This is a genomic window from Streptosporangium sp. NPDC051023, from assembly GCF_040689595.1.
GTDB lineage: Bacteria > Actinomycetota > Actinomycetes > Streptosporangiales > Streptosporangiaceae > Streptosporangium.
Genome location: NZ_JBFBCE010000044.1, coordinates 43,178 through 68,515, shown reverse-complemented (window position 1 = coordinate 68,515; position 25,338 = coordinate 43,178). Strand labels below are relative to the sequence as shown.

Here is a 25,338-nt window from a genome sequence, read left to right as displayed (position 1 = left end):
TGTATCAATCCGCTTCCGGCTGACTCTTGATAAGTGATCACATCACTCTCGACAAGGACCGTGTCATGGAACCTGACAGATTTCAAGAGCAGTTCGACCATATCCAGGCGGGCATGGATGACGTGCCTCTCGCGGCGGGTCCCGACCGCAAGGCCCAGTTCCTCTACCAGAAGGGTCACATCCTGGCTACGGAGGACGACGCCGACTTGGTCATCAGGGTGGTCAGGGAGGCTTTCGGCCCCGACTCGGACAGGGCTCGCGAGGTCAGGAGGGTGCGGTTCGACGACGATGACGAGAGCGGGGTCGCCAGAATCCGCGTCGGGGATCCCAACGCCGGTGACCGCGGATCCGATCCGAACGTGACCGACGCGCTGGCGGTGATCCGCCCGCTGGAGCGCAGGGAGGACAGGCAGATCGCGACGCGCAACCACCTCGTCTCCATCACGGTGAACTGCTGCCCCGGGGACGAGCCGGTTCCGGTGCCCTCGCCTGCGTCGCCGAACCCGGCCATCTACAGAACCCTGGAGCCGGTGAGGAGACCCCCGCTCAGAAGGCCGGTCCGGGTGATGGTGATCGACACGGGACTGGTCGAGGGCTACGACACCTACCCCTGGATGCGGGGCGTCCACCCCTCCTCGAAGCAGGGCGGCGGGGAGAAGAGGCCGTTCGACAGAGAGGGAATCCTCAACCTGTACGTCGGCCACGGCACCTTCATCGCGGGCCTGATCGGGGCCGTCGCCCCGCAGGCCGAGGTCACGGTGTTCAACACCCTGTCCGACCCGACGGCCGTCCCCGAGGACATGTTCGCCGCGCAGCTCATGAAGGCGCTGGCGGGCGGCTGGCCCGACATCATCAGCCTGTCCGCGGGAACCGCGACCACCCGTTCGCAACCGCTGCTGGCGCTCAAGAACTTCATGGCCAAGCTCCAGAACCGGCCCACCCTGCTGGTCGCCGCCGCGGGCAACAACGGCAACAGCATGAAGTTCTGGCCCGCGGCCCACGCGGAGACGAAGGGGTATGAGGAGTCCGTCGTCTCCGTCGGCGCGTTGCGGACCGACGGCGCCGACCGCGCCTGTTTCAGCAACCACGGGTCCTGGGTCAGGGTGTACGCCCCCGGAGAGCGCCTGGTCAGCGCTTTCTCCCCACTCGACGGCTCCGTGGAGACCTACGACTACCAGCACTCGACCTTCAGCCACTGCCGCTACGGCTCGACCTACGACTGCACCTGCCGCCTCCCGCAGCACGTCGGGGAGGCCAGCGAGAGGATCGCGTTCACCGACGCCTCACAGGATCGGGTGCGCTTCGACGGAATGGCCAGGTGGAGCGGCACGTCGTTCGCCGTGCCCCTGGTGGTCGGCATGATCGCCGATCACATGAGGGCGAGGGGCATCAGGGAGCCACGGGTGGCCGCGCGTGACCTCATCCGGGGCGCCTCCTCCCTCAAGATCCACAACCGGGTCGTCTCTGCGCTCACGCCTCCGACGTGGACGCCCTCCCAGGTGACGACCATCGCCTGACCCTGACCGTTCCGCGCGGGGCGCAGACGGCCCGCGCGGAACGGCTTCCGACGATGAAACGGTCTTCCAACCGAAAAGGACTCCCGAATGGAACGCGCTTCGATCGGCCCTCTCTTCCTGGCCGCGGTCGACGGGGACGCCGCGGCCTGGAAGGGGCTCGTGGAAGGGCTGAGCCCGCTGGTGTGGTCCGTCGTGCGGTCCTACCGGCTCTCCGACGCGGACGGGCTTGAGGTCTACCAGACCGCGTGGTTCAGGCTCGCGCAGAGCCTCCGGCAGATCCGCGAGCCGGACAAGGTGGGGTCGTGGCTGGCCAGCACCGCGAGGCACGAGTGCCTGAAAGTGCTCAAGACCGAGCGTGCCCTGTCGCTCAGCGACAGTCCGCAGGTGCTCGACCTGCTCAGCCACGAGCCGACCCCTGAGGAGTCGGTGATCGCGGCCGAGGACGCGGCCAGGGACAGGGACCGCCTGCGTCAGGTCTGGCAGTCCTTCCAGCAGCTCGGCGAGAACTGCCAGCGGCTGTTACGGCTGTTGATCACCTCGCCACCGCCGAGTTACGAGGAGGTCTCCTCGGCCCTCGGCCTGGCCGTGGGAAGCATCGGGCCCATCAGGCAGCGCTGCCTGCGACGGCTGCGCGCCCTCCTGAACGATCGGGGCATCCGGTGAACGACGAGGAGCTGGAGCGCGAGCTGCGGCGGGCGGCCGAGATCTTCGACCCTCCGGCGCCGGCCGCCGTACAGGCGGTGATCGAGGCCTTCGCGCTGCACACGCTGGACGCCGAACTCGCGGCGCTGACCTTCGACTCCCTGGAGCATCCGGTCCGAGTACGCGGCGACGAACAGCCGCGCCTGCTGACCTTCCAGTGCGGCGGGACGGTCATCGAGCTGGAGATCTCCACCGGCGAGACCTCGGGGCGGATCGTGGGCCAGTTGCTGCCGCCGCAGCAGGCCAGGATCGAGGTCAACGGCAACCGGCCGGTGACGCTCACCGCCGACCCCCTCGGCCGCTTCAGCGGCGACCACGTGATCATGGGTGCGTTCAGCCTCAGCTGTCACCTGGCCACATCCGTGATCACCACGGAGTGGATCACTCTCTGAGGCCGGGGTGTATCAGGATCCCTCCTTCCCCCTCCAGCTATCGAGGGTTCGGAAGGAGGGGTTCATGACAGCGTTCGTCGGCCGCAGGCACGAGCTGGCGCTGCTGGAGGCCGCGCTGGAGCATGCGTGCCAGGGCCGTCCCAGGATCGTCGTCGTCGACGGTCCCCCGGGGATCGGCAAATCCTCGCTGACACGGCGGTTCCTGGACCGCGGGAGGTTCCCGGACAGGTTCCCGGACAGTGGGAGGGCGGCGTGCCCGCTGCGCGCGAGCGGCGACGCGGCGGAGTCCACCCTGGAGTACGGCGTGCTCACCCAGCTCATGCCGCAGGCGCGGCCGGTGACATACGAGAGGGGACCGCTGGCCGCGGGGTCGGCGCTGCTCGACCACCTCGGCAGCCTGCAGGACGGAGCGGGGGCGGTGGTGATGGTCGTCGACGACGCCCACTGGGCCGACGCTCCGTCGCTGGCCGCCCTGACCTTCGCCCTGCGGCGGCTGCGGGCCGATCGGGTGCTGGCCGTCGTGGTCGTCGAGCATCCCGGCGACGCGCGGCTGCCCGAAGGCCTGCGCAGGCTGTTGGCCGACGACTCGACGCTGCGCCTCAAACTGCGGGGACTCACCACGAGCGAGGTGAGGGACCTGGCGGGCCGCAGGAACGGCCTGCGCCTGTCGGCGGTGACCGCGGAGCGGCTCCGCGTCCACACCCAGGGCAGCCCGCTGCACATCGGCGCGCTCCTTGAGGAGGTGGCGCCCGAGGCACTGGAGAACGCGCATTCACCGCTGCCCGCGCCGCGCTCCTACATCTCCCTCGTCCAGACCAGGCTCGGCAGGTGCGGGCAGGCGGCGCGTGACCTCGTGCAGGCCGCCTGTGTGCTCGGCCTGTCCAGCACCCTGGCCACAGCGGTCGAGCTCTCACAGGTCCCGGCGCCGCTGCCCGCGCTTGAGGAGGCCGTCGGGGCCGGGCTGCTCGAGGAGATCCCGGGCCCGGCGCGGACGATCGCCTTCCCCCATCCGTTGCTTCGCGCCGCCGTCTACCAGCGGCTCGGGGCGGCGCAGCGGGCCCGGCTGCACGCGGGCGCGGCCGTACTCGAGACCGACCGGGCCGTCTCGTTGCGGCACAGGGGCGCCGCGGCGGCGGGCCCGGACGAGGAGATCGCGCGGGAGCTGGAACTCCTGGCGGCGGGCGAGGCGCGGGCGGGGCGCTGGAACTCCGCGGCGGGTCACCTTTTCGCGGCGGTGCCGCTCACCGCCGTGACCGCGCCCCGCGAGCGAAGGGCGTGCACGGCGGTCGAGTACCAGCTGCTCGGCGGCAACGTCACGCAGGCGAAGGGACTGGCGGAGACGCTGGAGTCGATGGAGCGCACCCCGCTGCGCCAGTACGTGCTGGGCAGGATCGCCCTGGCGACCGGCAGGCGGGAGAGCGCGCAGCGGCTGCTCGTCCAGGCGTGGCAGGAGGGCCGCCCCGACCTGGGACGCCGCGCCGCCGAACAGCTCGCGTGGTTGTGCCTGGCGCAGTCGCAGGGCGCCCAGACCGTCGAGTGGGCGCGGCGCGCCATCGCGCTCGGCCCTTCCCCCGGCCCGCACGACCTTCCCTCCCCCGGCCCGCGCGACTTTCCCGCCGACGGCCCGCACGGTCTGCGCGACGTGCTGGCCCTCGGTCACGGAATCAGCGGACGCTTCGCCGAGGGCCTCGACCTGGTGGCCGGGACACCCGGCGAGGGCGCCGACGGCCGTCCCGAGCTGCTGGACGGCCTGGTCGCTCGGGGCGTGCTGCGCCTGTGGACCGACGACCTCGACGGCGCGCGGCGTGACCTCGGCGCCGCCGCCTCGGCCAGGTCCGGGCTGGTGCACCTGGGGCCGATGGCCACGACCTACCTCGCGGAGGCCGAGTACCGGAGCGGACGCTGGGAGGAGGCCCTCGCCCGCTCCGAGCAGGCGGTCTCGCTCGCCGCCGACTCGGGCCAGCGGTGGCTGCTGTGCCTGGCGCACACCGTCGCCGCGTACCCGCTCGCCGGGCGCGGCGACTGGCAGGCGGCGACCGCGCACGCGGACGCCGCGGCCCGTTGGGCGCGTGAGCTGGGAGAGCCGGGAAACGTGGCCTGCGCGGCACTGGCCAGGGCGACGATCCAGCACGCGCGGGGCAACCATCGGGACGTGGTCGCGTCGCTCACCCCGCTCCTGAACGCGGAACGCGGTGACGGCGTCGACGAGCCCGGTGTCGTCCGCTGGCGTGAGCCTCTGGTCGAGGCGCTGGTCAGGACCGGCGCCCTCGCCGAGGCACGCGCGCTCCTGGACGAGTACGAGGCGGTGGCCGAGCTGCGGGACCGTTCCTCCGCGCTCGCCTCGGCGGCGCGGCTGCGCGGGCTGCTGGCCGCCGAGGAGGGCAGGCGGGCCGAGGCGGAGGCGTCGTTCGACACGGCGCTGATCCACCTCAAGCGGATCGACCAGCCGCTTGAGGAGGCGCGGGTCCGGCTGGAGTACGGCGCGTTCCTGCGCAGGGGCGGTGCCCGCAGGCTGGCCGCCGGGCACCTCGGGGCCGCGCACGACATCCTCGACCGGCTGGGAGCCGCCCCCTATCTCGTGCGCTGCAGGCAGGAACTGGCCGCCTGCGGCTCGGGCACGACCGGCACCCCCCGCACCGACCCGCTCGGCCTCACCCCGCAGGAGTACGCGGTCGCCGGCCTGGCCGCGAGCGGCCTGACCAACCGGCAGGTGGCCCGCGACCTGGTGCTGAGCGTCAAGACCGTTGAGTACCACCTGGGCCATGTCTTCACCAAGCTCGGCATCACCTCACGAGTGCAACTGGCCCGCCGCCTGGCATGACCCCGGACGGGGACGGGGACGAAGGCGGCCCCAGGACGGAGGCGGCGGGGCGGAGCCGGAGGCAGGGACGGGACGGGGACCGGGAGGGGGCGGAGGCGGAACGGAGGTGCGGGGCGGGGTTAGGGGGTGGCCGCGACCGCCGACAGGATCGCGTGCGCGACCTCGGGACCGGTCACGTCGCAGTGGCCGCTGACGAACGCGTCGGCCTTGAGGTTGTGGGGGCGCCCCGCCGTCAACGCGTACGGCTGGCCGACGGGCAGCAGGAGTCCCTGGACGGCCTCGGGGGTGACCTGGGCGCCGTTCGCGCCTATCGCGCCGTAGAGGCTGTCGGCCCCGCCGATCTCGGCGGCGACGTTGGCGCCGTCCTGGCCCGCGAGCCGGGACGCCAGCGCGTACGCGAGGCTGACCAGCTTGTCGTTGCGGGTGTGGGTGATGACCATCGGACCGCTCAGCACGCCGGACGTCACCACCTTTCTGAAGAAGCCGTCATGGCCCGGCAGGTAGCCGTGCGCGAAGCCGTGGTGGGAGAAAGCGCCCTGCAGCAGACTGACGGAGCAGCGGTGCCCGAGACCACCCGTCGCGGCGGCGGCCGTGACCAGCCGCGCGCCGAAGCTGTGGCCGACGAGGTGGATACGGGCCCCCTGGGGGATCCCGGTGCGCAGGAACGGCGCGAGACCGTTCCTGCCAACCGTGCCCGCGCGCTCCTTCATCCGGTAGTAGGCGGCGAAGTCGACCAGGTTGCGGAGTCCGTCGAGGAGGCCGCCGAGCGGGTTCCACTCCAGCTCGCCCGCGAGAGCCGCGTCGCCCGCGAGGGCCGGCCGAGGTGAGTCGCCCGCGAGGGCCGGCCGAGGTGAGTCGCCCGCGAGGGCCGGCCGAGGTGAGTCGCCCGCGAGGGCCGGAGGGGGTGAGAAGCGCTCGACGAGCGTCCGAGGCGGAAGCGAGAACAGCTGGTCGGAGGCGTCCTCCGCGTCCTCGGCCCCCCGGTTCAGCAGGCCGACGACCAGCCTCACGAACGACAGTCGCGCGTCCTGCGACCTCTCGACGTCCGGCACGAGAGTCCGCGCCCGCTCCAGTCTCTCCCTGTCCTCCCGCGCGGGAAACAGCCCGCGCAGCGCGTCGAGCCTGATCTGCAGCTCGGTCGCGGGGGCGGCGTCCAGCGCGCCGATCGTGCCCGCCATGCGCTCGAACCAGTCCCACTGGCAGGACGGCCACAGCACGCCGAGCAGGGTGAGCGTACGGCCGCGCAGGGCGTCGGCGTGCTGGCCGCCGTACACCGCGCGCAGCGACCGGGCGAGGTCCTGGTAGAGCGCCCTGGCGCTGAGGTGGGTGTTGTTCCAGCCGTGAACCATCACGATCACGTCGGTCGGCGCGGTCGCGCCGTGGGAGCGCGCGATGTCCGGCGCGCCGGGTGTGCTGATGGGGCGCCCGTCGTCGCCGAACTCCGCCTCCAGATAGCCGAACCCCTCCAGCTCGGCCGCCGTCTCGCCTGCCATGACCTCTCCTTCCTGGCACACGGGCCGCGAACGCGCCCGCAGAATGCGCACGTTAAGCGTCTGCCAAGGAGCGGCGCCTCGGGGCGGAAGCCGGGGAAAACCCTCGCCGGGAACGCCATCCTTCTCTGAGGCGGCTGGCCGTCGCCTCTCGTCTCCCCCGCGCGTCTTGTCGTCTTCTCCTGCTTCGCCCGCCATCCAAGTTGTTCATCCGTCTCGGGAGGCTTCTACCGCAAAGGGTGGTTCATCCGGGATCGCCGCCCAGGCCTTTGGGGTGTCCCTCTTTTGGAGGACTCGACAATCTCCTCATGTTGGGTAAGTGTGTTATGGAGCGGAAAAATTAGGTATTCGCCTTATAGAGAAGACGATGTTAGGTATTTGCGTTATAGGGAGAGCATCCCGTCGAATGCTTATATCCATGTCGAGAAAGCCGCAATCCACCAGCGACACGATAACGCTTTGGTAACACTTCCTCGTTTACGACCTGCGATGTTTACGGAAAGTCATAGTGGCATTGACCGGAACAAAATTAGGTAACGGATGGATCGCCGCAGCTAGAGTGCGGTCAGACGGAATGCGAAGCAACGGATAGAGAGTAAACAATCACGCTTCGTAGGTCTTGACCTTTTTAATCCTTTTCTGGATCAATCATGAGGCTTCACCTCGCCCTATATCGTGGCCCGGAGCCAGAGTGACCCCGCTACCCCCCGAACCCCTGTCCGCCCGCATCGCCCGGGCCCCCTCGCGTCATGCGCGCAGGAACCTGCTCCACGCGATCGGAGCGGCACTGGCGATCGTGATGGCGATGACGCCGTGGATCGAGGCGATCGCCCCGTCCGCGGCCAGGGCGATGTCCGCGGCGTGCGTCGGCATGTCCGCGCACCATGGGGAGTCCGGGCTTCACGAGGGGCTCACCCATCACGGGAAGTCCACACATCACGAGAAGTCCGGACATCACGCGGAGTCCGCGCGTGACGAGGGGGAAACACGCCACGAGGAGCGTCCCGGAGCGGCGGATGTCCCGCCCGGGATCGGAGTGGCCGAGGCGGGCCCGGAGGGTCGGCGCGATGGATCGGCGGGGGCGTGGGCGGATGCCCCCGAGGGCGGCCGATCGCATGCGCTCCCCGACGACCGCGCCGCGACCACGGACACCGACGGCCGTGAGAGCACGGGCGCCGACGAGACCACAGACCCCACGACCGTCGACGAGAGCACCGGCGAGACCACCGGCCTGACCACCGGCCTGTTGGCCGTCACGGCCCTCGACGATGGACAGTGCACGTTCGAAAACGACTCCAGAGAGGTCAAGGACGACCTCACGGACGTCGGAACGACGGAGTCCCGCCTTCGTGCGCGAGGCGTCGTCGTCGCGATCCACAGGACGGGACCGTCGGAGACGAGTCCCAAGAGCAGCGACGCCCGCGGTCCACCCGTGCGTGCCGAACGCCTGCGAGCAGGCGTTCCCCACACGCACCGCCTCCGGCCGAACACGGCCGGAGGAGACCGCCCACGCCCCTGTGAGGACCGCAGTGACGCCCGAACGTCAAGACCTGAAGACCCCTGACAGCCCCGACGACTTATCCGCCGCGCCCCGTAGCGCGTTCCCGAAGGCCGACGTCAAGTCCGGCTTCCTGGTTTTCCTCATCGCGCTCCCGCTGTGCCTGGGAATCGCGCTGGCCAGCGGGTTCCCGCCGGTCGCCGGCGTCCTGACGGCGATCATCGGCGGCATACTGGTCAGCCTGCTCGGCAGCGCGCCCCTGACCATCAAGGGCCCCGCGGCGGGCCTGATCGTGATCGCGCTCGGCGCGGTCCAGGAACTCGGCGGCGGTGATCTCGCAGCCGGATACCGCAGGGCACTGGCCGTCGGCGTCGTCGCCGCGGTCATCCAGATCGTCTTCGCGCTGTGCCGCGTGGCCACCGTCGGGATCGCGATGTCCCCCTCCGTGGTGCACGGCATGCTCGCCGCGATCGGGGTCATCATCATCTCCAAGCAGGCGCACGTCGCCCTGGGGGTCAAGCCCCAGAGCAAGGAGCCCCTCGGCCTGATCGCGGAGATCCCGCACAGCCTCGTCAACGCCAACCCCCGCATCCTGATGCTGGGCGCGCTCGGCCTGCTGATCATGTTCGGCATGCCCCTGATCCGCGCCAGGTGGGCCCGTGTCGTGCCCGCGCCGCTGGTCGTGCTCGCCGTGACCGTGCCCGTCGCGCTGTTGTTCCAGCTGGGCACCCCGCACGACTACCGGTTCATGACCGCGACCTACCACCTGGGCCCCGAGTTCCTCGTCCGGCTTCCCGGCACCCTGCTCGACGCCGTCGCCTTCCCCGACTTCTCCATGATCTTCACGGGCACGTCGCTGAAGTACGTGGTGATGTTCGCCCTGATCGGCACCATCGAGTCGACCCTGACCGTGCTCGCGGTCGACTCCATGGACCCGGAGAAGCGCTCCTCGGACCTCAACCGCGACCTGCTCGCCCTCGGCGGCGGCAACCTCGTCTCCGCCCTGCTCGGCGGCCTGCCGATGATCTCCGAGATCGTCCGCAGCAAGGCCAACATCGACGCGGGCGCCACCTCCCGGTGGTCCAACTTCTTCCACGGCACCTTCCTGCTGCTGTTCGTCGCCCTCCTTCCCGGCGTGCTGCAGACCATTCCCCTCGCGGTGCTGGCCGCCATGCTCGTCTACACCGGCACCAGGCTCGCCTCCCCCCGAGAGTTCATCCACGCGGGAGAGGTCGGTCTCGACCAGCTCGCCCTGTTCCTGACCACCCTGCTCGTCACGCTCGCCACCGACCTGCTCATGGGCGTCGCGGCCGGTCTCGCCCTCAAGATCGTGCTGCACCTGGTTCGCGGGGTGCCGCCGCTCGCCTTCCTCCGTCCCCGCGCCGACGCGACCCGCACCGGAGACGTGCTGCACATCCGCGTCCCCGGCGCCGCCATCTTCACCACGCTGCTGCCGCTGCGCCGTACGGTGAACGCCGCGAGCGCCGCGGATGGCGCGGGCGGCGCGCGCCAGGACGTCACCGAGGTCGTCGTCGACGTCGAGGACGCCGCCCTGGTCGACCACACCTTCCTGTCCGGGCTGGCCACGATGTCCCGGGAGTGGCACGCCACCCTCACCCTGCGCGGGCTCGACCGGCTCACCCCGGTCTCGTCGCACCCGCAGGCGACCCGGCGCAGGAGGCGCGCATGAGCCACCTGGACACGGCCGCGGGCCCCGCGGTCGAGGACGGCTCCGCGGGCATCGCCGACCTGGTCGAGCGGGCGGCGAAGCTGCTGCCCGACCAGGCGCCGCTGCAGACATTCGTCCACCACAACACCCTGCACGCGTTCGAGCACCTCCCCTTCGACGAGGCCGTCGTCAGCGCGGCGCGCGTGTTCGGCACCGAGCCGTTCCAGAGCGAGGCCGCGTTCCAGGGCTTCGTCGACTCCGGACGCATCAGGCCCGGTGACATCGAGGCGGTCGTCGAGGCTGAGGTCTCCAGCGAGACCCCGCTGGTCCCCGGCGGCCCGACTCCCGGGCGGTTCCACGCCATCCGGCTGCGGCACCTGTTCGAGGTCCCGCGAGGCGCGGCCCTGAGCTGGCTGCTCCTGGAGACGGACCAGCGGACCCGGTTCACCGAGCGCCTGGACGCGCAACGACGCGTCGAGCTGCTCGCGCAGGCCAGGCGTGACTGGACAGGGTCCGCCGTTCCCGAACCGGGCGCGCGGGCGCTGCAGGCACAGCTGCTCGACACCCTGTGGAACAGGCTCGAGAAGGCGGCGCCGCACCTGCGCGGTACCGGCGCCCCCTCACCGCGCAGACGCGACCAGATCCTCGCCACGACCGGCACCGACACCGACGAGCTGGTCCATCCGCTGCTGATCCGGCTGTCGGCGGCCTTCCTCGACCAGGGCATCGCCTACTGGCCGATGCCGGAACGCGGGCAGGGCTTCCTGCACGCCTTCCGGCGGTTGTACGGCCAGCCGGGCGGCCCGCCCGACCGGTTCCTGCGCGGTCTGGACACCGAGTTGAGGCGGCAGGAGACGGAGGCCTGGACGGCGGAGCGGACCGTCGCGTGGGCCCTGCGGGAACTGGCCGTGCCGGAACCCGAGTGGGGCGCCGCGATCGAGGCGACCCTGCTGTCGCTGCGCGGCTGGGCGGGCATGATGCGCCAGTTCGAGCACCGGCCCGACCGCGCGCCGGTCGAGGCGCACGCCGCGCGGCTCGTCGACTACCTGGCCGTGCAACTCGTCCTCGACGCGTACGCGGCGCGGTACGCGATGGTCGGCTACCTCGGCCCTCACGCCACGGTCGCCGACCTCGACCGGCTCCCCGGTCCGAGCGGGGAGCCGCCCGCGCGACCCGTCCTCGAACTGGTCTACGAGGCGTTCGTGCTGGCACAGGTGATGCCCGTGGACATGGCGGTCTTCGCGGAGGCCGGGCACGCGACGGCCTGGCTCGAAGCGGTCGCGTCCTGCGACGAGACCGAACGGCGCCGCCTGCTGCACCTGGCCTACGAGCGACGGCACCGGGTCGGGGTGCTCGACGCGCTTTCCGCGCACCAGCAGATCGTGGGCGGGGCCACCCAGGTCACGCCGCCCGCCCGGATGCAGGCCGTGTTCTGCATCGACGAGCGGGAGGAGTCCCTGCGCAGGCACCTGGAAGAGCACTTCCCGCAGGCGGAGACCTACGGCTACGCGGGCTTCTTCGGGGTCGCCATGACCTACCGAGGAATCGACGAGATACGCGCGCGCCCGCTGTGCCCGGTCGTCGTCACCCCTCAACACCTGGTCGTCGAGGAGCCTGCCGCGACGCGCGCGGGACGGCACGCGGTGCCGCGACGCGGGCGGGGCGGGCTGAGCCGGGGATTCACCGTCGGGAGCAGGACCCTCGCGCGTGGGAGCGTGATCACGCTCGGCCTCGGGTTCGCCCACGTCGTCACCCTGGTCGGCCGTTGCCTCTTCCCACGTCTGTTCCACCGCTGGTCCCAGCGTCTGGACCACGGCACCGGCGCCGCGCCCGTCACCAGGCTGGCCCTCGAACGGGCCGCGACCGCGACGGAGGAGCACGGCGACGGCCTGCTGCGGGGATACTCCGTGCCGGAGATGGTCGGCGTGGTCTCCGCCGCCCTGCGGACGACCGGCCTCGGCCGCCGGTTCTCCCCGGTCGTGCTGATCGTCGGGCACGGCTCGTCCAGCCTCAACAACCCGCATGAGTCGGCGCATGACTGCGGCGCGACCGGCGGCGGGCGCGGCGGCCCCAACGCGCGCGCGTTCGCCGCCATGGCCAACCACGCCGGGGTGCGCGAGGGTCTGCGCGACCTGGGGACGGACATTCCCAAGGACACGTGGTTCGTCGGGGCGTACCACAACACCTGCGACGACTCCATGACCTACTACGACGAGGACCTGATCCCCGAGCGGTTCCTTTCCTCGGTCGAGGAGGCGAAGCGGGTCATGGCGGAGGCGTGCGTCCTGGCGGCGCACGAGCGGTGCCGCAGGTTCGAGTCCGCACCCCTCGACCTTCCCCTCGACGCCGCACTCGCCCACGTCGAAAGCCACACCGTCGACCTCGGCCAGCCAAGGCCCGAGTACGGCCACGCGACGAACGCGGCGTGCATCGTCGGACGGCGCTCGCGGACCCGGGGACTCTTCCTCGACCGGCGGGCCTTCCTCGTCTCGTACGACCCGGAAGGCGACGCCTCAGGTGACCTCCTGACGAACCTGCTGCTCGCGGCGGGGCCGGTCTGCGCGGGCATCAACCTGGAGTACTACTTCAGCTACGTGGACCCAGCGGGCTACGGGTGCGGGACGAAGCTCCCGCACAACATCGTGGGACTGCTCGGCGTGATGGACGGCCACGCCTCCGACCTGCGCACGGGACTGCCCTGGCAGATGGTCGAGATCCACGAGCCGGTACGGCTGCTGCTGGTCGTCGAGGCCGAGCCCGAGCGCCTGACGGCGATCCTGGACGCGCACGCGGGGCTGAACCGGCTCGTTGCCAACGGCTGGATCCAGCTCGTGGCGTGGAGCCCGGTCTCCGACGCGATGCACGTGTTCACCCGGGGCCGTTTCCTGCCGTACACCCCGGAGGACGCCGTGTTCCCCATGGTGAACCGCTCCGCGCAGTTCTACGCGGGCAACCGGGGACATCTGGGATTCGCGCACGCGATGGCCGCGTTCGAGACGGTGCTCCCCGAGGGGACGTCCCCGGAAACCATCTTCCCGGGAACCGTCCCCTCGGAAACCGCGGAGCTCTCGGAGGCGATCCCCTCAACGCGGGTGTCTCCAGAGGCGGTCCCCTCGGGGACGGCGGGGAACGAGCCCGCGAGTCCCATGGCGCACGTCCAGGAGGTGCCGTGAGCGACACGGTTCAGCAGTTCCTCCTGCTGTCGATCGTCGGGTTCCCCCTCTGCGCGTTCGCGCTGATGGCGGTGTTCGCCTGGCAAGGGCGGCGACGGGTCGAGCGTGCCGTCTCCACGGCCGTCGTGCTGGCCTTCGGGCTCGCGATGGCGTCCGCGATCGCGCTCGCCTGCATGATGCTGGGCGGCGGCCAGCGGATGGTGACGGTGTCCGTCGGCACCTGGTTCGGCACGGGAGAGTCCGAGTTCCACCTGCTGCTCGTCGGCGACCGCCTCTCGCTTCCCTTCGCCGTCCTCACCGCGCTCCTGAGCGGCCTGATCGGCGTCTTCTCCCAGCGGTACCTGCACAAGGAACCGGGATACCTCCGGTTCTACATGCTCCTCGCGCTGTTCGGCGCGGGCGTCGAGCTCGTCGCCCTCGCCGGAGCCCTGGAGCTGACCTTCGTGGGATGGGAGCTCGCCGGCCTGACCTCGGCGTTGCTGATCGCGTTCTTCCACGAGCGGAGGAAGCCCGTCGAGCACGGCCTGCGCGCGTTCCTGACCTACCGGGCGTGCGATGTGGGACTGCTGGCCGCCGTGGTGTGGCTGCACCACGCCACCGGTTCGTCCACCGTGACCGGCGCGCTCGCGGGTACGGGCGTCCAGGGTGACAGCGGATGGGCGGGCTTTCAGGCCCCCACCTCCACCTGGGACGCCTTCCTGATCGGCCTTCCGCTGCTGTGGGCGTCGATGGGCAAGGCCGCCCAGGTGCCTCTGGGCGGCTGGCTGCCCCGGGCCATGGAGGGACCGACGCCGTCGAGCGCCGTCTTCTACGGCGCGATCTCCGTCAGCCTGGGGCCGTACCTGCTGCTGCGCACCGAATCCGTCTGGTCGGGAGCACCGGCGGTGCGGATCGCGATCGTCGCGGTCGGCGCGCTGACCGCCGTCCACGCCACCCTGGTCGGACGCGCCCAGACGGACATCAAGAGCACGCTGGCCTACGCCTCGATGACCCAGATCGGGGTGATCCTGGCCGAGGTCGGGCTCGGCCTGCGCTATCTCGCGCTGGCACACCTGATCGCGCACGCCGCGTTGCGCAGCGCCCAGATCCTGCGCTCTCCCAGCCTGATCCACGACCACCACCACCTGGAACAGGCGACGGGCAGGCCACTGCCGCCGACGGGCAGGTACCTGGACCGCCTGGTCCCGGCTGGTACCCAGGCGTGGCTGTACCGCTACGCGCTGGAACGGGGCTACTTCGACGCATGGCTGCGGGACCACGTGGTCGGCGGTCTGGCCCGCCTGGTCAGGCGGGCGGAGTCGCTGGACGACCGGTGGGCGCGGCTGCTGAGCACCGGGTGGACTCCGCTGCCCCACACAGGGGCGCGCACGGAGCCCGCGGGCCTGAGCGTCGCGGCGGTGACCGCGGAGGGCGAAGGGCGTGGGGAGACAACGGGACGAGGAGAGCAAGAATCATGATCGCGCTGGTCCCGCTGCTGGTCGCGGCCCTGTTCCTGGCGTCCTCCGCCGTCGTCTCCCGCATCGCCGATCCGCAGGCCGCGCGCCGTACCGCGGTGTACTGCGCGTCGGCCGCGACGGCGCTCTCGATCGTGCTGCCGCCGCTCAACCGGTCCGTCTTCTTCGTCACCGGCAAACAGCAGGTCGCGGGCCTGACCGTCGTCGCGCTGCCGGAGGGCGCCGCCAGGCTCGTCATCGTCGTGACCTGCGCGGCGGGCCTGCTGGTCGTGGCGATGAGCCCGCTCGCGTCGCATCCGCCCGCGACCATGGCCCGGATACTGCAGGTGCTGGCGGTCTCCTCCGGTTTCGTGGCCGTCCGACATGCGGCGGTCGCCGTCGTGCTGTGGGCGCTGTCCGCCTGGCTCGTCTGGGCCGGGCTGCGGCGCGACGGCGGCGGCGAGGGGGCGCGGCGAGGTGACGGGCTCGACCGTCTGTTCGCGGTCTACCACGTGCCCGGCGTCCTGCTCTTCGGCGTGGGCACCGCGCTGGCGGGCGCCGGTCTGCGGGTGACGGGAACCGTCCTCGTGGTGCTCGCGATCATGATCAGGTTCGCGGTCATCCCCCTGCACAGCTGGTATCCCCGGTTCGTCGAGCGGGCTCCGCTGGGGGTGGTGGTCGCGTTCGGCACGGCCCCGCTCGGCGTGCTCGCCCAGCTCGACCTGTCGGCCACGGCGCTGTCGGCGTCGCTTGCGCACGACGTGGCCCTGGTCGGCGGCCTGACCGCCATCGTGGCCTCGGTGTTCGGAGTGCTGCAGAACAACGCGAGGCGGGCGCTGGCCTTCCTGATGATGAGTCAGACCGGGCTGGTCGCGTGCGGTCTCGGCAACGGCTCGCAGGCCGCGGTGTCCGGAGCGGTGCTCACCTGGGAGGTCTCCGCCCTGGCCGTCTCGGGATTCGCCATGGCGCTGGCCGCGCTCGAGGCGCGACGCGGCACGCTGTCGCTGGTCGTTCCCAGCGGGAACTTCGCCAGGACCCCGCGACTCGCCGTGGCGTTCCTGCTGTGCGGGCTCGCCACGGCCGGTTTCCCGCTGTCCCTCGGATTCGCGGGCGGCCACCTGCTGATCCACGGCTCGGTCGCCGAGTCCCCGCTGGTCTGGCTCGCGCTGATCGGGGCCGTCGGCGTCAACGGGATGACGGTGATGCGGTGCTTCTTCACCCTGTTCGCGGGCAGCCGCGTGCACTCGGGTGAGCGCGATCTCGTCCCGTTGGAGACGTACGCGCTGACGATGGCGATCGGCGCGTTGCTGCTCGGCGGTGTCTTCCCCGTGGTTCCGTGAACCGGAGAACGTCTCGACCGGCTGCCGGACTCCGGCGGCCGGTTCTGGCACAGGCCGCCGGACAACTCCGAGATCCGGATGCGGGAACTACCGGTTGGGCAGTTCCTCGGTGTTTTCCTCCGCCCGGTCGTCCGCCGTGGAGCCAGCGCCCGCGCTGAGCTCCTCACGCAGCCGATCGAGGTCAATCCCGTGGCTGCTGTACTTCAGCTCGCGCGCCACCTTCGTCTGCTTCGCCTTGGCTCGACCCCGCCCCATTGGCTGTACTCCTCACGCAGGCCGTGCTCGACCTCTTGTCACCATCGCGTCGCCGGCGAATCCAGCCTGGCGCGGCAGGTCAGGCTGTGCTCGCCGGTACCCGTACCCAGCGGCGCCCTGCCTCATCCTCGAATCGACCGGGATCGGGGCTGGCCGGGCGGCGTTGGGGAACAGAACACTGGCTTATCCTACCTAGAAACCTGACGATTTGAACAATTATGCAATTTGCCAGATCATAAGTGTCTTGTGTTCCTGGGTTGGGTACAACGGGTCGCCGATCCACGAGAAGTGGGCCGCATGACCGAGTTCGCGACAGAGCCGCGGGCGCGCGTCGATGAGATCGACGGAGCGTCCTGATCATGCCGGTGCCGCTCTACCAGGTCAAGGCCGAATTCTTCCGCACGCTGGGGCATCCGCTCCGCATCCGGGTGCTGGAACTGCTGCAACGTGGCCCCCTGCCGGTCCGGGACCTCCTGGTCGAACTCGACATCGAGGCCTCCAACCTGTCCCAGCAGCTGGCGGTGCTGCGCCGCGCGGGCATCGTGAACGCCACCCGGGACGGGGCGACCGTCGTGTACGCGCTGTCGACTCCGGACGTGGCCGACCTGATGGTCGCCGCGCGCCGGATCCTGGCGGACCTGCTGGCCGGCCAGGGCGAGCTGCTCGCCGAACTGCGCTCCGAGCCTCACCCCTGAGCTCTTCCCATCCACCGCGCACGCCCGGATAATCGTCACCGGCGCACGCGGGAAATCGGAGATGCGCGGGACGACAGAACTTTCCCGGAGCCGGAAGCCGAAGACGAGCAGAGCACAGGGAGCCGACATGGACCCGGCCGTACTGACTGCGATCATCTCCGCCCTGGTCGGCGGTGCCGCGGGTGAAGTCGGCAAGAACGCGTGGACCTCGCTGGTCACGCTCGCCAGGAAGCGGTTCGGAGACGGCTCTGACGAGGTGGCCGCCCTGGAGGGGGCGACCGGCGACACCTCGGAGGAGATCACCGGAATCCTCGTGGACCGCGCCGCGACGGATCCCGCGTTCAAGGACGCGCTGGAGTCCTGGACCTCCGAGACGGCAAAGGTCATCCGGCAGAGCCACGACGTCTCCAACACCATAAGCGGCGACGCCCGGATCCACGGCTCCGTGATCCAGGCGGGCGACGTGTTCGGCTCGATCAACCTGGGACCTCGCTGACCGGACGCATGGCTCCGTCGCGGAGTTCGAGGACCCGGTCGGCCAGGGTGATCAGCGCGGGATCGTGGGTGGCGACCAGCGCGGTCACGCCCTCGCTGCGGGCAACGGCGCGGATCAGCCGCATGATCTGACGGCCGGTCTGCGAGTCGAGCTGACCGGTCGGTTCGTCGGCGATCAGCAGGCGGGGACGGTTGGCCAGCGCCCTGGCGATGGCGACCCGCTGCCGCTGGCCTCCGGAGAGCTCGTAGGGGCGCTGACCGGCGTGGTCGGCCAGGCCGACGAGCGCGAGCAGCACGCGGACGCGCTCCTCGCGCTCGGCCACCGGGGTGCGGACGAGCCGCATCGGCACGCCGACGTTCTCCGCCGCCGACAGGACGGGGATCAGCCCGAAAGACTGGAAGACGAAGCCGACCACGTCCCTGCGCAGGGCCAGCAGCCCCTCCTCGGTCAGTGAGGTGACCTCGTGTCCCGCGACCGTGACCCGGCCCGCGTCGGGGCGGTCCAGGCCGCCGACCAGGTTGAGCAGGGTGGTCTTGCCCGATCCCGAGCGGCCGCGGATCGCGACCAGCTCCCCGGGATGGGCCTCGAAGGACACCTCGTGCAGGGCGACGACCTCCTTCGGGCCGCTCCGATAGACCCTGCGCAGCCCCTCGACGACGACCAGCGGTTCCTCACGCCCCATCCTCGGCCCCTCCCGGCTCGCCACCGGCCCGGCCGGCGCCGTCCCCGGCCTCCGCCCGCCGGCCGCCCGTCTCCTCCGGCCAGACGCCGATGTGGTCGTTCTCCAGCCGCAGACGAACGCGGCGTTCCATGTCCAGCTCGTTCATGAAGTCCCTGGGCAGTTGCAGACGGCCGACGCGGTCGAGCACGGCGTACTCCTCGGCGACGACCAGGCCGTCCGAGGAGGCGCGGCGGAGCGTCTCGCTGCTGGTCCGCCCGTCCCTGATGCCGATGGTCCGGTCCACCTGCCCGGAGACCAGGGTGTCGTGGGTGACGATCACCATGGTGACGCCCAGCTCGCGGTTGGCCCTGCGCAGCGCGGCGAACACCTCCTCCGACGTCTCGCTGTCGAGCTCACCCGTCGGTTCGTCGGCCAGGACGACCTGCGGGGAGTTGGCGAGGGCGACCGCGATGGCCACCCGCTGCTGCTCACCGCCGGACATCTCCCCCGGCCTGCGCCTGGCGCAGTACCCGACGCCCAGTAGCTCCAGCAGCTCCCCTGCCCGCGCGCGCGTGCCCTTTCGCGTCGCCTGCGGCGTCGTACGGCTCGGCCGCCCGCGCCGCCCGCCCGCCAGGCGCATCGGCAGTTCGACGTTCTCCGCGGCGGTCAGATAGGGCAGGAGGTTGCGGGCGGTCTGCTGCCAGACGAAGCCGACCACCTCGCGCCGGTACCTCAGCCGGTCGCGCGCCGTCATCGCCAGCAGGTCGACCCCCGCGACCCTGGCGACCCCCGCGGTCGGCACGTCCAGCCCGGACAGCACGTTGAGCAGGGTGGACTTGCCCGAGCCTGAGGCCCCGACGACCGCGACCAGCTCACCGGCGTCGATCAGCAGGTCGAGCCCCTGCAGGGCGACCACCTCGACGCCCTCCGTCTTGTAGATGCGCACCAGGTTGTCGCACAGGATGTGCGCGCCCTCCCCGAAGGCGGGGCTGTGCCGTACGGCCTCGGCCTCCAGCTCGGCCAGCGAGGACGGCAGCACGTCGGATATGTCAGGCGCGTCGGGCTCGGTCGGTCGGCTCACCGTCACTCTCCTCCTCGGAGTCCTCGAAGGGCGGTTCCCAGCGGACGCCCACGGCCGAAAGCCGCGTACGCGAAGGCGCCGAGCACGGCCGCCGCCGCCAGCCCCGCGGCCAGCAGGACCGGCACGGTCAGGTCGGCGGGGTAGGCCTCGACGGTGAGGCCTCCGGTGTAGGCGCTGAGGTCGACGCCCGGCCCCAGCACGGCGGGCAGCGCGAGGCCGAGCAGCAGCCCGGCGACGGCGGTGAGCACGATCATCGGGGAGATCTCCAGCACGGTCAGGCGGCGGGCCTGGGCCTGGGACAGTCCCAGGGCGCGCAGGTGGGACAGGGCGCCCGCGCGGTCGGCCCCGCCGGTCACCAGGGCGACGAACACGGCGGTCAGCGCGTAGCCCGCCAGGGCGATCGTGACGATGCTGAAGGCGCGCTCGATCGTCGCGGTGAACGGCGTTCCGACGATGTCGGCGAGGACGTCGTCGAGGGTCGTCACCTGTGCCCCCGGCAGGCCCGCGGCGGCCAGGAGCCGCCTGGCGTCCAGGCCGTCGCCGTCGACGAACACCGTGTTGGGCGAGGAGCCGTCCGGCGGGGCCAGGACCAGCGGGCCGCCGCCGTACACACGGGACAGGCCGGTGACGACCCCGCCGGGCGTCAGTGTGCGCGGGGGTGTGCCGAGCAGTTGGAGCGTGCCGCGGTCGGCGAGGTCGGGCGAGATCAGCACCGGCGCGTCCGGCAGGACGAGCGGGCCGTCGCGCAGGACGGCCCGGTAGGCGGGGACGTCGATCGCGAGCAGGGTGACCTGCTGCCGGTCGGTGCTCAGCATGGCGATGGTCCGCCTCGCGGTGACGGCCGACCGCACCCCGGGAAGCCGCCTGATCCGCTCGACCGTCTCCGGGAGGACGGGAAGGTAGCTGTCCAGGCGGGCGCGGGCGCCCACCTGCTGCCAGGCGGAGGTCTTCTGTGCCATGGCCAGCCCGCCGGAGATCACGGCGCCGAACACCGCGACCGCGAGGGCGGGGAGCAGGATCAGCGCGGACAGCGTCGCGGCGGGCCTGGCCCTGGCCGCGAGGGTCAGGCCGAGGAAGGGTACGGCGGGCCGCAGCCTGCCGGCCAGCCGTACGGCCAGGCGCAGCGGGTAGGGATAGCAGCGCACCACGACCAGCGCGACGGCCAGGGTCAGCCCGGCGGGTACCAGGAGCAGGAAGGGGTCGGAGCCCCGTTCGTCCACCTGGGTGGTGAGCCCACGTGAGCGCAACAGGTAGGTCCCGGCGAGGGCGAGCACGACGACCGCGACCTCGGCCGTGATCCTCCGGGGCGAGGGACGCGAGGCGACGACGTCGTCACGCCGGTCGGTCTGCGGCCACCGATGGGTGACGGCATGCCCGGCGGCGAGCAGCGCGGTGGCGGCCGCGACGGCGAGCGGCCCGAGGTGCACGATCGGGGTGACCGGGCCCGGCATCGCGTAGGACAGGGCGTATCCGGCCGCCGCCGCGGGCACCGCGACCGCCGAGACCGTCGCCGTCGTCGTCGCGGCGATCCGGGCCAGAGAGGCGCCCCTGGCCCGCAGGAGGGCCAGGCCGTGACGCATCCGCTCGGCCAGCAGCCGGACGGCCAGCGCTATCACGCCGAGGGCCACGGCGAGCAGCCCGCCGACGACGAGGAGGAGCAGGGACTCGGCGACGCGCAGCCGGGCCAGGTGCCCGGTGAGCAGGTCGTCGAGCGTGGTTTCGAGGGAGCCCGGCGAGGGGCCGTCGATCACGACGGGGACGGCCCCGCGGAAGGCGCGCACCGCCTCGACGAGCTCGGGCGCCCGCAGGGTCGTGACCGACGGGCCGTCGACGCCGATCACCCACCGGTAGGTGGTGTCGCGGTACAGCCTGCCCAGCTCGGGCAGGCTCGCGTCGGAAACCAGCCCGGTGGCGTACGAGTCGGGGATGTCCGCCCCCGGCTTGGTGACCTTCATGACCTGGTGGACGGCCACGTTGTGCGCCCAGTAACGATTCGCCGGGTCCAGCGGCTCGAACAGCCCGCTGACGCGGGCCGCCAGCTTCTCCAGACCGCCGAGCAGCACGGTCGAGCCGACGGACAGTTGCATCTCCTCGGCGGCCTTCCTGGCCAGCGCCACCTCCAGCAGCGGCCCGCCGTCCAGTTTCTCCGGCGGCCCCGGGGGACGGCCCGCAACGTAGCGGACACGCCGGGCGGAGTCCGACAGCCAGCCCAGGTCCAGGTACTCGTGGGAGCGGATCTCGCCGTCCACCGAGATGATGGGGTTTTCGCGTTTGTACACGCCGTAGTGGCTGCCACCCGTGCCGAGCGGCGACACGACCGGGTGGAGCTCGGCGGGCAGCGCCTCCCTGAACCTTCGCTCCATCCCCAGCAGGGTCTCGGGGGTGAGCGGTATGTCTGGGCTGCTGCGACGCCGGCTGGACACGACCAGGTCGGTACGGCTCGGCTCGCTGTCGGCCATGGTGTCGCGCAGCGCCTCGTCGTAGGCGGACTGCGTGACCTTGGGCAGGGCGGCGACCAGCAGGCAGGCGCTGAGCACCAGCAGGCCGAGCACGGCGGCGACACCCCGGTTGACCCGTACCAGTGTCCAGGGGTTCATCGGTCCTCCCCGATCCGCAGGGCGCGGCCCATGCCCTGGCGCCGCAGCACGCGGGCCAGCACGGCGACGATCACGAACAGCAGCACGGCGACCGCGGCCAACAGGGCCAGCGTGGCGGTCCAGGGGATGTCCAGCAGCACCCGCGGGGTGACGGCGGCGGCCTGGCCGGTCAGCACGATGTGCGGGACGACCAGGGAGGCGACGACCACGGCGACCGTGGTGCCCGCGGTCAGCGACAGGCAGATGAGAAAGGCCTGCTCGACCGCCAGCAGCCCGAACACCTGGCGGAAGCCGACGCCGAGGGCCCGCAGGATGGCGAACTCGGCCATGCGCTCCCTGGCCGCGACCGCGGCGTTGACGACGAAGCCGAGCAGGGCGAAGGCGAGCGCCGCGAGAAAGCCGAGGACCAGCGCGCCGCGCAGGCCGTTCGCGAGCGGGTCGTCCCTGAGCCCGCCCGCCAGGGAGGACAGGTCGACCACGGTCACATCCCACGCGGGGTGACGGCCGAGCTGTTCGGCCGCCGCCGCGGTCTCCGCCCCGCCCGTGCCCAGCCACCACTCGGTCGGCAGGCGGGGGGTGCGGTGGCCGAACAGGTCCCACGCCTGCATGGTCTGCCAGTCGAGCAGTACGGCCGGTTTGTCAGAAGGCGTCCCGGGAAGCTCGTCCACGATCCCGGCGACCTTGATCACGGTGTTCCGCCGGTCGAGGGTGACCTTGGCCGTCGAGCCCGTGACCAGGTGCTGCCTGGCGGCCAGGTCGGCGGTGAGGATCACCGGCAGCGGGCCGAGGTAGGTGCCCTGCGGAGCGCCCTCACCGGGGAACAGGGCCTTGTCCGGCACGTCCCGCGGCACGGGCACGACCGTGATCCGCTGCGGGGCGAGCGTGTCGTAGATCTCGCGGCGCGGCGGGACCCCGAACGCGGCGGCGAACAGTCCGTGCCCGGTTTCATAGCTCTGCTCCATCGCGAGCTCGGCCGTGATCCCGTGCGCCAGCCGCATCCCCGCCGCCGGTCCCACCTGGGCGCCCTCGCCCGTCTCGATGCGCAGCACGGCCGTCTCGAAACCGGTCCCCACCGGGGGCAGCGGCACGTCGGCGACGATCTCGGCGACGGTCAGCGGGTAGGTCAGCCGTCCGCCACGCCCGTGCAGAGCCGCCAGGTCGATCGCCGTCTCCCGCTCCCCCAGGCCGGGAGTGAACCGGACCGGGTGCCGGACGTTCTCGCCGTCCGCGATCACCAGCGTCAGCGAGGCCGACCCGTACGGCTCGGCCAGCGCGGGGTCGTCGGCCGCGAGCCGCGTCCGCACGAGCAGCCGTTCCGGCCTGCCCGGGATCGGCAGTCCCGGCAGCCGGGGGCGCGCCGCGGTGAGCCTGCGCGCGAGCACGCCGACCGGGTCGCCCGACAGGTCGGGACGGAGCTTGAGCATGCCGGGCAGCTCGCTCCCGTCGACGGCGAGCAGGTTGGTCTCCTCGCCCGCCAGCTCGCTTCCGACCTGGTAGGCCGGGCTGAGCGAGGTCACGCCCGGCAGCGCCGCGTAGGCCGCCGCCCGTCCGAGCGGTCCCAGTTCCGCGTTGTCCGGCGGCGAGGCCACCCGCAGGTCGGTTCCCGCCTGGTGCCTGGCCTGGTCCTCCTGGGAGTCGCGCCAGGTGGCGGTGGTCGCCATGCTGACGACGCCGATCGCGATCGCCATGGTCAGCAGCAGCGCGGGTCCCGAGTAGCGCGCGGGACGGCGGCTGACCTGCCAGGCTCCCAGCGCGGGCGCCAGGTCGGCGCGGCGGGAGGTGAGCCGCTCGGCGATCCGGGAGACCGGAGGCACGAAGCGCAACCCGATCAGGCCTCCGCAGAGCAGGGCGACTGCGGGGCCGGCCACGATCAGCGGGTCGATGCCGAGCTCGCCTCCGGCGGTCGTGGTGACCGGGGCGCCGTAGCGCTGCATCTGCCACACCGCCAGCGCGGCGACAGCGAGCAGCACCACGTCCGCGCCCGCCCGCTGGAGCAGGCCGTACCGCTCACCGCGCCCGCGCGTCCCCTGCTCGGCCACATAGGTACGGCGGGCGCCGCCCAGCGCGGGCAGGGTCATCAGCACGGCGCAGCCCAGCGCCACCGCCGCCGAGACGGCGTAGGCGGCGGGGTAGACGGCCGGCCCCGCGCCGACCTCGATGGGCGTCCCGGACGTTCCCGTCCAGGGAAGCGCGTTGACCGCCCCGAGCAGTGGGAGGGCCAGGAGCGGGGCGACCACGGCGCAGGGCAGCGCGACCAGCAGAGCCTCGCCCGCGGCGAGCAGCGCCAGCCGTACGGCCCCGGCCCCCCGGGAGCGCAGGAGCGCCGTCTCCATCCGCCGGTGGTCGGCCAGCAGCCGGGCCGTCAGCGTCAGCGAGTAGGCGGCCAGCAGCAGCAACTGCAGCACCGGGACAAGCATGGTCGACCTGGCGACCAGGGTCGCGGTGGCGAGCTGGGTGAGCCTTTCCGGCAGGCGGGTGGACAGCGAGCAGCCCTCGCAGCCCGGCCGCGCCCTGAGCACCTTCTGGAGGGAGCCGACCTCGGCGGCGAAGGGCCGCAGCCGCTCGCTCGGGAGCGGGCGCAGGTCGGGTACGGCCAGCCAGGTCACGGACGTGCCCGCGACGAACCGCCGCAGGAACGTCCGCTCGGACACCATGAGCGGCCCGTGGGTGACGTAGTCGCCGATCTCGACGCCCCGGGCGAGCAGCGCCTGGCCGTTCCAGCGGCCGGAGCGGGGCTCCCGCAGCTCGAAGACGCCGACGATCCTGACGCGGACCTTCGCCTGGTCGAGCCGTCCCTCGATCGTGAACACGTCCCCGACGGAGAACCCGGTGTCCCGCGCCACGGTCTCGGTGATCGCGGCCTCGACGATCCCGTCCTCGCCCGCGCCACCCCCGCTCCCGCTTGTCGCGCCGGTCCCGGTCCCGTCTGTCCCGCCAGTCGCGTTCCCAGTCCCGGTCCCGGTCCCGTCTGTCCCGCCAGTCGCGTTCCCGGTCCCGGTTCCGGTCCCGTCTGTCTCACCGGTCGCGTTCCCGGTTCCGGTCCCGCCCGCGTCCGGCCAGGCGCCCCGGACGAGTCGGGCCTGCTCCGCGAGTCCCTGCTGCACGCCGAACCGCAGCAGCTCCGGCTTTGCCCTGCGCTCCTGACCCGGCATGGCGTAGGAGACCGACTGGCCGCTCACCGTCACCGAGACCGGCACGCCCGCGTAGGTCTCGGCGACCTGCGCGCGCAGGGCCCGGTCGGTCGCGTCGAAGGAACCGGTGTGCACCGGCGCGTTGATCACGGCTCCCGAGATCTCGATCGGGACCGTCTCCAGGGTGCGGCGGACGCCCGCGTCGACCACCGTGGTGGCGTACATGGTCAGCCCGACGAGCGTCGTGGTGGCGAGCAGGATCGCACCGAAGGCCGCGAACAGCAGCAGCGGCTCACTGAACGAGCGACGGAACACCAACACCGTGCGCCCCGGCATGGCACCGCCTCCCCGCGCAGTGATCACATCCGTTGCAAGCACATTCCGGGG

General features: G+C 72.0%; 17 protein-coding genes. 11 read left to right on the top strand and 6 right to left on the bottom strand.

What is annotated here, in order from left to right; genetic code table 11:
• The first annotated feature begins 65 nt into the window (after positions 1–65).
• The 4 genes from AB0395_RS27090 (at position 66) to AB0395_RS27075 (ending at position 5,432) form a co-directional block, all read left to right on the top strand.
• Positions 66–1,517 (top strand): S8/S53 family peptidase, encoded by a 1,452-nt coding sequence (locus tag AB0395_RS27090; protein WP_366285379.1) that lies wholly within the window; start codon positions 66–68, stop codon positions 1,515–1,517.
• A gap of 87 nt (positions 1,518–1,604) precedes the next feature.
• Entirely contained in the window at positions 1,605–2,180 is a 576-nt protein-coding gene (locus AB0395_RS27085; protein ID WP_366285377.1) for a sigma-70 family RNA polymerase sigma factor, read from the top strand.
• Complete coding sequence (locus AB0395_RS27080) at positions 2,177–2,611, top strand: hypothetical protein (protein WP_366285375.1); 435 nt, start codon at positions 2,177–2,179, stop codon at positions 2,609–2,611. Before AB0395_RS27085 ends, AB0395_RS27080 begins: the two co-directional genes overlap by 4 nt.
• Positions 2,612–2,675: 64 nt before the next feature.
• Positions 2,676–5,432 carry an AAA family ATPase gene (locus tag AB0395_RS27075; RefSeq protein ID WP_366285373.1) on the top strand — a complete coding sequence of 919 codons (2,757 nt, stop codon included), beginning with the start codon at positions 2,676–2,678 and terminating at the stop codon, positions 5,430–5,432.
• A 119-nt stretch (positions 5,433–5,551) separates the two neighbouring features.
• Here AB0395_RS27075 and AB0395_RS27070 read toward each other — a convergent pair whose 3' ends face one another.
• Complete coding sequence (locus AB0395_RS27070; RefSeq protein ID WP_366285370.1) at positions 5,552–6,925, bottom strand: hypothetical protein; 1,374 nt, start codon at positions 6,923–6,925, stop codon at positions 5,552–5,554.
• 688 nt (positions 6,926–7,613) lie between these two features.
• On the opposite strand from AB0395_RS27070, the gene AB0395_RS27065 reads away from it, so the two are divergent.
• From AB0395_RS27065 to AB0395_RS27045, 5 genes are read left to right on the top strand one after another with little or no spacing between them, the layout of a single operon-like run.
• Positions 7,614–8,486 carry a hypothetical protein gene (locus AB0395_RS27065; RefSeq protein WP_366285369.1) on the top strand — a complete coding sequence of 291 codons (873 nt, stop codon included), beginning with the start codon at positions 7,614–7,616 and terminating at the stop codon, positions 8,484–8,486.
• On the top strand, positions 8,452–10,110 hold the full coding sequence (locus AB0395_RS27060; RefSeq protein WP_366285367.1) for a SulP family inorganic anion transporter: 1,659 nt from the start codon (positions 8,452–8,454) through the stop codon (positions 10,108–10,110). Before AB0395_RS27065 ends, AB0395_RS27060 begins: the two co-directional genes overlap by 35 nt.
• The gene (locus tag AB0395_RS27055) at positions 10,107–13,262 is read left to right on the top strand and encodes a DUF2309 domain-containing protein (protein ID WP_366285366.1); all 3,156 of its coding nucleotides are present in this window, start codon (positions 10,107–10,109) and stop codon (positions 13,260–13,262) included. The genes AB0395_RS27060 and AB0395_RS27055 overlap by 4 nt, the downstream gene beginning before the upstream one ends.
• Complete coding sequence (locus tag AB0395_RS27050; RefSeq protein WP_366285363.1) at positions 13,259–14,719, top strand: proton-conducting transporter membrane subunit; 1,461 nt, start codon at positions 13,259–13,261, stop codon at positions 14,717–14,719. Before AB0395_RS27055 ends, AB0395_RS27050 begins: the two co-directional genes overlap by 4 nt.
• A complete protein-coding gene (locus AB0395_RS27045) occupies positions 14,716–16,035 on the top strand; it encodes a proton-conducting transporter membrane subunit (RefSeq protein WP_366285360.1) in 1,320 nt (439 codons plus the stop codon). Before AB0395_RS27050 ends, AB0395_RS27045 begins: the two co-directional genes overlap by 4 nt.
• An 87-nt stretch (positions 16,036–16,122) precedes the next feature.
• Here the strand turns inward: AB0395_RS27045 and AB0395_RS27040 are convergent, their stop codons facing one another.
• Entirely contained in the window at positions 16,123–16,290 is a 168-nt protein-coding gene (locus AB0395_RS27040; RefSeq protein ID WP_366285358.1) for a DUF3073 domain-containing protein, read from the bottom strand.
• A 359-nt stretch (positions 16,291–16,649) separates the two neighbouring features.
• Between AB0395_RS27040 and AB0395_RS27035 the strand changes: the two genes are divergently transcribed.
• Positions 16,650–16,985: a metalloregulator ArsR/SmtB family transcription factor gene (locus AB0395_RS27035; protein WP_366285355.1), complete on the top strand. Its 336-nt coding sequence runs from the start codon at positions 16,650–16,652 to the stop codon at positions 16,983–16,985.
• 127 nt (positions 16,986–17,112) lie between these two features.
• Complete coding sequence (locus AB0395_RS27030; RefSeq protein ID WP_366285352.1) at positions 17,113–17,481, top strand: hypothetical protein; 369 nt, start codon at positions 17,113–17,115, stop codon at positions 17,479–17,481.
• On the opposite strand, the gene AB0395_RS27025 is transcribed toward AB0395_RS27030, so the two are convergent.
• Genes AB0395_RS27025 through AB0395_RS27010 form a run of 4 tightly spaced genes read right to left on the bottom strand, consistent with a single transcriptional unit; the run spans position 17,462 to position 25,287 of the window.
• Positions 17,462–18,163 carry an ABC transporter ATP-binding protein gene (locus AB0395_RS27025; RefSeq protein WP_366285349.1) on the bottom strand — a complete coding sequence of 234 codons (702 nt, stop codon included), beginning with the start codon at positions 18,161–18,163 and terminating at the stop codon, positions 17,462–17,464. The two genes, AB0395_RS27030 and AB0395_RS27025, sit on opposite strands and share 20 nt — an antisense overlap.
• Positions 18,153–19,223: an ABC transporter ATP-binding protein gene (locus AB0395_RS27020; RefSeq protein ID WP_366285346.1), complete on the bottom strand. Its 1,071-nt coding sequence runs from the start codon at positions 19,221–19,223 to the stop codon at positions 18,153–18,155. Before AB0395_RS27020 ends, AB0395_RS27025 begins: the two co-directional genes overlap by 11 nt.
• Before the next feature lie 2 nt (positions 19,224–19,225).
• Positions 19,226–21,820 (bottom strand): FtsX-like permease family protein, encoded by a 2,595-nt coding sequence (locus tag AB0395_RS27015; RefSeq protein WP_366285343.1) that lies wholly within the window; start codon positions 21,818–21,820, stop codon positions 19,226–19,228.
• The gene (locus AB0395_RS27010; protein ID WP_366285340.1) at positions 21,817–25,287 is read right to left on the bottom strand and encodes an FtsX-like permease family protein; all 3,471 of its coding nucleotides are present in this window, start codon (positions 25,285–25,287) and stop codon (positions 21,817–21,819) included. Before AB0395_RS27010 ends, AB0395_RS27015 begins: the two co-directional genes overlap by 4 nt.
• Positions 25,288–25,338: the final 51 nt, after the last annotated feature.